The organism is Dietzia maris (assembly GCF_014144855.1).
Classification (GTDB): Bacteria; Actinomycetota; Actinomycetes; order Mycobacteriales; family Mycobacteriaceae; genus Dietzia; species Dietzia kunjamensis.
The window spans coordinates 1-5,457 of record NZ_JAALDN010000005.1; the positions used below are offsets into that span (position 1 = coordinate 1).

Below are 5,457 nucleotides of genomic sequence, written 5' to 3' on the forward strand. Positions count from 1 at the left end.
GGACATCGTCACCCGGACGGTGACCGCCCGACAACAGCCCAGGGCGCTGGCGATGATCACCACCGGTACGGGCGTCGGGCTGATCGCCCTGCGGTCGTCTACTTCGCCGTCGTCATCATCTACTTCACCTACGCCTCCGACGTCCTCGACCGCACGGACCTGCCGGAGCTCGCCGTCCCGGCGGCCTACGTCCTGATCGGTGCCAGCGGCTTGACGGCACTGGCGACCGGCGCCATGGCGCAACGGTGGGGCAGTGCCCGGGTCGCGGCGATGTGCTGGTGATCGTCGCGGTCTCGTTGGCGCTGCTGGGTCAGGCGGGGAACTCCCTGGTCGCGACGGTGATCTCCGCCGGCGTCTTCGGTGTGGGGTACATGACCGGTTCGGCGGTCCTCGCCGTGTGGACGGCGGAACTGGCCCCCGATCGCGCGGGGGCGGCGTTCACGGCGTGCCTGGTGGTGGGCGCCGTGAGCTCCGTGATCGCGCCGGCGCTCGCCGGGGCCGTCATACCGTCCCTGGGCCTCGGTGCACTACTGCTCGCCTCCGCCGCGGTCTCGGGGGTCAGCGGTGTCGTGGGGCTCCGGGCCCCCGGAGCCCCACGACGGTCGCCCGCGACCGCCGAGTGACCACCGGAATGTGCGATTCCGATGTGGGCCGGGTACCGGTCCGCGAGTGTGGCGGGTATGCGGGATGCGCACGAGATCATGGACCTGTTCGACCCCTCGAGGACATCGCCGGGAATCGAGCGGGTGGGGGACTCGGGCTTCTACGCCGTCCGGTCATGGGACCTGATCGTGGAGGCCGCGAGCAGGGTCGAGGACTTCTCGTCCAACCTCATCGCGACGATGGTGGTGGGCCCCGGTGGGGAGGTGACCGAGTTCCCCGTCGCCGAACTCGGATCCCCCGTCCACGCGCTGGCGACCGCTGACGGGTAGGTGCACCGGGCCCACCGGAGCGTGGTCACGTCGTCCCTCTCCCCGCGCACATTGCGAGCCTGGCGGCCCTTCGTCGACCGCCGACTGCGCGAACTGTGGGCGGACGGCTGGCGAGACGGCGGGATCGACTGGGTGGCGGACATCGCCGAGCGTCTCCCGCCCGCCGTCATCGCGGAACTCATGGGGCTGCCGCCACAGGATGCCGACCGCCTGTGGGAGTGGGCGTTCGCCAGCACGAGGATGTTGGACGGGATGGTCACGGCCGACGAGCTCGACGACTCGCTCCGGTCGGGAGGGGAGCTGGTCGACCACCTCTCGGCCGCTTTGACCGGGGCGGAGGCCGGGCAGGGCGCCTCGGTGCTCGGGGCACTCGCCCGTGAGCTGGAGCGCGGCGAGATCTCCCACGACGCCGCGGTGCAGGTCCTCGTCCAGCTCGTGGCGGCCGGGATCGAATCCACCGTGGGCCACCTGGGCACGCTGGCGTGGCGCCTGGGGCAGCACCCCGAGCACCTCGACACACTCCGGTCGGACCCGGGGCGCCGCTCGCCGTTCATCGAGGAGACCCTCAGAACGGATGCGCCCTTCCGGGGGCACTACCGCCACGTCACCACGGACACCGAACTCCGTGGGACCGCTCTCGCCGCGGGCACCCACCTTTTCCTCCTCTGGGGAAGCGCCAACCGGGACCCCCGCCGGTTCGGTGACCCGGACCGGTTCAGACCGGACCGCGATGAGGGCTCGCACCTGTCGTTCGGGCGCGGCATCCACTTCTGCCTGGGTGCGGCCCTGGCGCGCGTGGAATCCCGCGCCGCACTCGACTTCCTCCTCGATCTCGGCGGGGACCTCGAGATCGACGTATCGCAGACACGATGGCATCAGAGTCTTCTGGTCCGTCGCCTCCGGAGCCTCCGACTCTCCGTGTGAACCGGAGGTCCTCGGCGAACGGGCCCGGCGAGGGCGCTCAGACGTCGCGGGTCACCCCTTCCGTCGGGCCCTCCTCGTCCGCTCCGCGCGCCCCCGCCGCGACGCGCTGTCCTCGCGCTTGTCTGCGCCCCCGCAGCACGCCGAGTTCATAGGTGGCCAGCACGATGAGCCACAGGGCCGTGATGGGGATGACGAACCAGAGCATGGCGGCGCTGAACGGATCCAACGCGTCGTGGTCGGCCGCCTGCAGCACCACGTAGACGACGTACGCGGCGTAGAAGCCGGTGAAGAGCAGTCCCTCCCACCGCTTGATCGCCATACCGGTGAAGGCGATCGGGAGCAGGGCCAGCGAGACGGCGAGCATGATCGGCAGGTCGAAGCGGACGGCCCCGGGGGCGACGTCGATGGGCGTGATGAGCGAGGTCATCCCGAGAACGGCACCGATGTTGAACATGTTGCTACCGACGATGTTGCCGATGGCCAGGTCCCGTTCGCCGCGGATCGCCGCCACCACGCTCGTGGCGAGCTCCGGCAGCGACGTCCCGACCGCCACCACCGTGAGACCGATGACCAGGTCACTCATTCCCCATGCCGACGCGAGATCACTCGCCGCCGCGACGAGTAGTCGCGCGCCGACCACCAGCAGAGCCACACCGACGACCACGAAGACGCTGCTGACCAGAACCGGGTGTGACGACGCGACGCCGGACGACCGCGTCTCGCCGGCACTGGCGCCACCTGCGGCGGCATCACCCGCGCCGTCGACGGCGGCGTCGCCACCACCGGCGCCGTCAGCGACCGGGTCCTCCGGTGCCGCGGCGGCCCGGCCTCCATCCTGCTTGCGCGAGATGACGATCGTCGCCACCACATACGCCACGAGGCCGGCGAACAACAGCAGACCGTCGAGGAAGCTGATCGTGCCGTCGAGTGCCACCAGCAGCGCGACCAGCGAGAACAGCACCATGATGGGGATGTCGACCCGCACGATCCGGGACGTCGCCACCAGCGGGGCAACGATCGCTGTCAGACCCAGGATGAGCAGGATGTTCGCGATGTTGCTGCCCACCACGTTGCCGACGGCCAACCCCGGGTACCCGCTCAGCGCGGCGTCGACGCTCACCGCGAACTCCGGCGCGGAGGTCGCGAAGGCGACGACGGTGAGTCCCACCACCAGCGGGGAGATCCCGAGGGTCGTGGCCAGACCACCGGCGCCTCGCACCAGCACTTCGCCGCCGCCGATGAGCAGGACGAATCCCACCGCGAGGGCGAGCACCGTGAGGGCGCTCATGACGGGTCCGACCGGATCGTGGTGAACCCCGGCCCGGCCGACGGTGACGGTCTCGTTGAATTACCCATGGGTCGATGATCCCGTGCCGGACTCCGGTATGTCGATGCGCGGGCGGCGACCTCCCCGGACATCACACCCAGCCGGACATCACACCCAGCCGCACATCACACCTAGCCGGATGTGGCCACGGCCAGGGGCAGGACGGCGGGGACCCCGGAGGAGCGGAGATGCCGGGCCGCCTCGGTGATCGTCCACCCCGTCCCGAGCAGGTCGGTGACCAGGAGGACGGGGCCCTCGGACGGCGTCGACGGGCCGGAGAACGTGCCCCACAACTGAGCCACGCGGTACGCGGAGTTCTGGGCCGTCACCGCGGGCAGGGCCGGATCGCGGGAGATCTCCCCGAGGTGTTCCATGCGACCCATCTGAGCCAGGGCATGCGCGAGAGTGGTGACCAGCTGCGGGTGCTCGCCGGTGAGGAGGGCGGCCACGCCGGTGGGCCGGTCGGCCCAGCCCCACTCGCGGAGGACGGGAATACACGCGCGGGCGAGCCATTCCGGGGCGTCCTGGTCGGGCTCGGCGAGCAGAGCGCGCAGCTTCTGGCCCAGGCCGAGATCGGTCAGGCGGGCCAGAGCCCGGCCCTCGGCGGGGCCGTCGGCGATCTTGCCCTTGAGCGGGACGTCGAGCTTGGCGAGGCCGGTCGGCCACTGGCGGCGGGGCGGCAGGACCACGCCGGGCCGTTCGAGGGCGTCGCGGGCGCGGGTCAGGGCGCCGGAGTCGACGTCCGTGGTGCGGCGCTGGCCCGTGCAGTTGTCGCAGCGACCGCAACCGCCGGAGGCCGGGTCGAGGGTGGAGTCGTCGAGCTGGCCGCGGAGGAACTCCATGCGGCAGGACACGGTGCGCTGGTATTCCAACATCGCCTGCTGCTCGGACTGCCGTGCCTCCGCCAGCCCCGCGTACCGCTCGGCGTCGTAGTGCCACGGCCGCCCGGTGGCCACCCAGCCACCCCGGACGCGCTGGACCGCGCCGTCGACGTCGAGGACCTTGAGCACCATCTCGAGCCGGTTGCGGCCGAGGTCGACGGCGGGTTCGAGCGCCTGCGTGCTCTGCGGTCGATCGGGCTCCAGCGCGTCGAGGACCCGCCGCACCACGTCCTCGGGCGGGAACGCCAGGGAGGCGAAGTGGTTCCAGATCGCGCGGTCCTCGGGCCCGGGAAGCAGGACCACCTCGGCGCGGTCGGCGGCACGTCCGGCGCGGCCGATCTGCTGGTAGTACGAGATGGGGGAGGGTGGGGCACCCAGGTGGACCACGAAGCCCAGGTCCGGCTTGTCGAAGCCCATGCCCAGCGCGGAGGTGGCGACCAGGGCCTTGACCTCGTTGTCGAGCAGCGCGCGCTCCAGCTCCTCGCGTTCACCGGCGTCGGTGCGGCCGGTGTAGGAGCTGACCCGGTGCCCGGCCGAGGTGAGTAGTTCGGCCATGTCCTCGGCCGCCGCGACGGTGAGGCTGTAGATGATGCCGCTGCCCGGCAGCGACTCGAGGTTCTCCACGAGCCAGGCGGCGCGCTTCTCCGAGTCGTCGATAGCCACCACCGACAGCCGCAGCGACTCGCGGTCCAGTCCGCCTCGCAGGACGAGGGTGTCCTCCGAGGCGGACTCACCGACCCCGAGCTGCTGCGCGACATCGCGGACCACCCGGTCGTTGGCCGTGGCCGTGGTGGCCAGGACCGGCACGCCGTGGGGCAGATCGGCGAGCAGGGTGCGGATACGCCGGTAGTCCGGCCGGAAGTCGTGACCCCAGTCCGAGACGCAGTGGGCCTCGTCCACCACCACGAGGCCGGCGTCCGCCGCGAGCGCGGGCAGGACCGTGTCCCGGAAGTCGGGGTTGTTGAGACGCTCCGGGCTCACCAGCAGCACGTCGACCTCACCGGCCCGGACCGCCGAGCGGACCTCGTCCCACTCGGTCATGTTGGCCGAGTTGATGGTGGCCGCCCGCACCCCGGCCCGGGCGGCGGCCTCGACCTGGTTCCGCATGAGTGCGAGCAACGGCGAGACGATCACGGTGGGGCCCGACCCCAGCTCGCGGAGCAACCGGGCGGCGATGAAGTACACCGCCGACTTGCCCCAGCCGGTGCGCTGGACCACCAGCGCGCGTCGCCGGTCCGCCACCAGGGCCTCGATGGCGACCCACTGGTCCTCGCGCAGGACGGCGCCCGGGCCGGCGAGGGCGCTGAGCAGTTCGTCGGCGCGGGCCCGGAGGGCGGCCCGGTCCCCGGTGGCCGGGTCGTCGGAAGTGGGACGGTCCGCTGTCGAGGTCATG

General features: G+C 71.7%; 5 protein-coding genes and 1 pseudogene. 4 read left to right on the forward strand and 2 right to left on the reverse strand.

Annotated elements, in window-relative coordinates:
• The 4 genes and pseudogenes from G6024_RS16475 to G6024_RS16490 all read left to right on the forward strand — a co-directional run.
• Nucleotides 1-282 (forward strand): annotated as a pseudogene (locus G6024_RS16475) (hypothetical protein); the annotation flags it as partial.
• Nucleotides 279-623, forward strand: coding sequence for a hypothetical protein (locus G6024_RS16480; RefSeq protein WP_235027693.1), 345 nt, complete (start codon nucleotides 279-281; stop codon nucleotides 621-623). The pseudogene G6024_RS16475 and the gene G6024_RS16480, both read left to right, overlap by 4 nt.
• A gap of 57 nt (nucleotides 624-680) precedes the next feature.
• The gene (locus G6024_RS16485) at nucleotides 681-932 is read left to right on the forward strand and encodes a hypothetical protein (RefSeq protein WP_235027694.1); all 252 of its coding nucleotides are present in this window, start codon (nucleotides 681-683) and stop codon (nucleotides 930-932) included.
• A gap of 21 nt (nucleotides 933-953) precedes the next feature.
• Entirely contained in the window at nucleotides 954-1,856 is a 903-nt protein-coding gene (locus tag G6024_RS16490) for a cytochrome P450 (RefSeq protein ID WP_235027695.1), read from the forward strand.
• A gap of 37 nt (nucleotides 1,857-1,893) precedes the next feature.
• On the opposite strand, the gene G6024_RS00155 is transcribed toward G6024_RS16490, so the two are convergent.
• Nucleotides 1,894-3,144 (reverse strand): calcium/sodium antiporter, encoded by a 1,251-nt coding sequence (locus G6024_RS00155; RefSeq protein ID WP_159147547.1) that lies wholly within the window; start codon nucleotides 3,142-3,144, stop codon nucleotides 1,894-1,896.
• A 170-nt stretch (nucleotides 3,145-3,314) separates the two neighbouring features.
• Nucleotides 3,315-5,456, reverse strand: coding sequence for a RecQ family ATP-dependent DNA helicase (locus G6024_RS00160; RefSeq protein WP_159147548.1), 2,142 nt, complete (start codon nucleotides 5,454-5,456; stop codon nucleotides 3,315-3,317).
• Nucleotide 5,457 lies beyond the last annotated feature (1 nt).

What these genes read in the sequence shown, in the direction of transcription:
- G6024_RS16485 (WP_235027694.1), top strand. Translation starts at nt 681, where the DNA reads ATGCGGGATGCGCACGAGATCATGGACCTGTTCGACCCCTCGAGGACA.
- G6024_RS00155 (WP_159147547.1), bottom strand. Translation starts at nt 3,144, where the DNA reads ATGAGCGCCCTCACGGTGCTCGCCCTCGCGGTGGGATTCGTCCTGCTC.
- G6024_RS00160 (WP_159147548.1), bottom strand. Translation starts at nt 5,456, where the DNA reads ATGACCTCGACAGCGGACCGTCCCACTTCCGACGACCCGGCCACCGGG.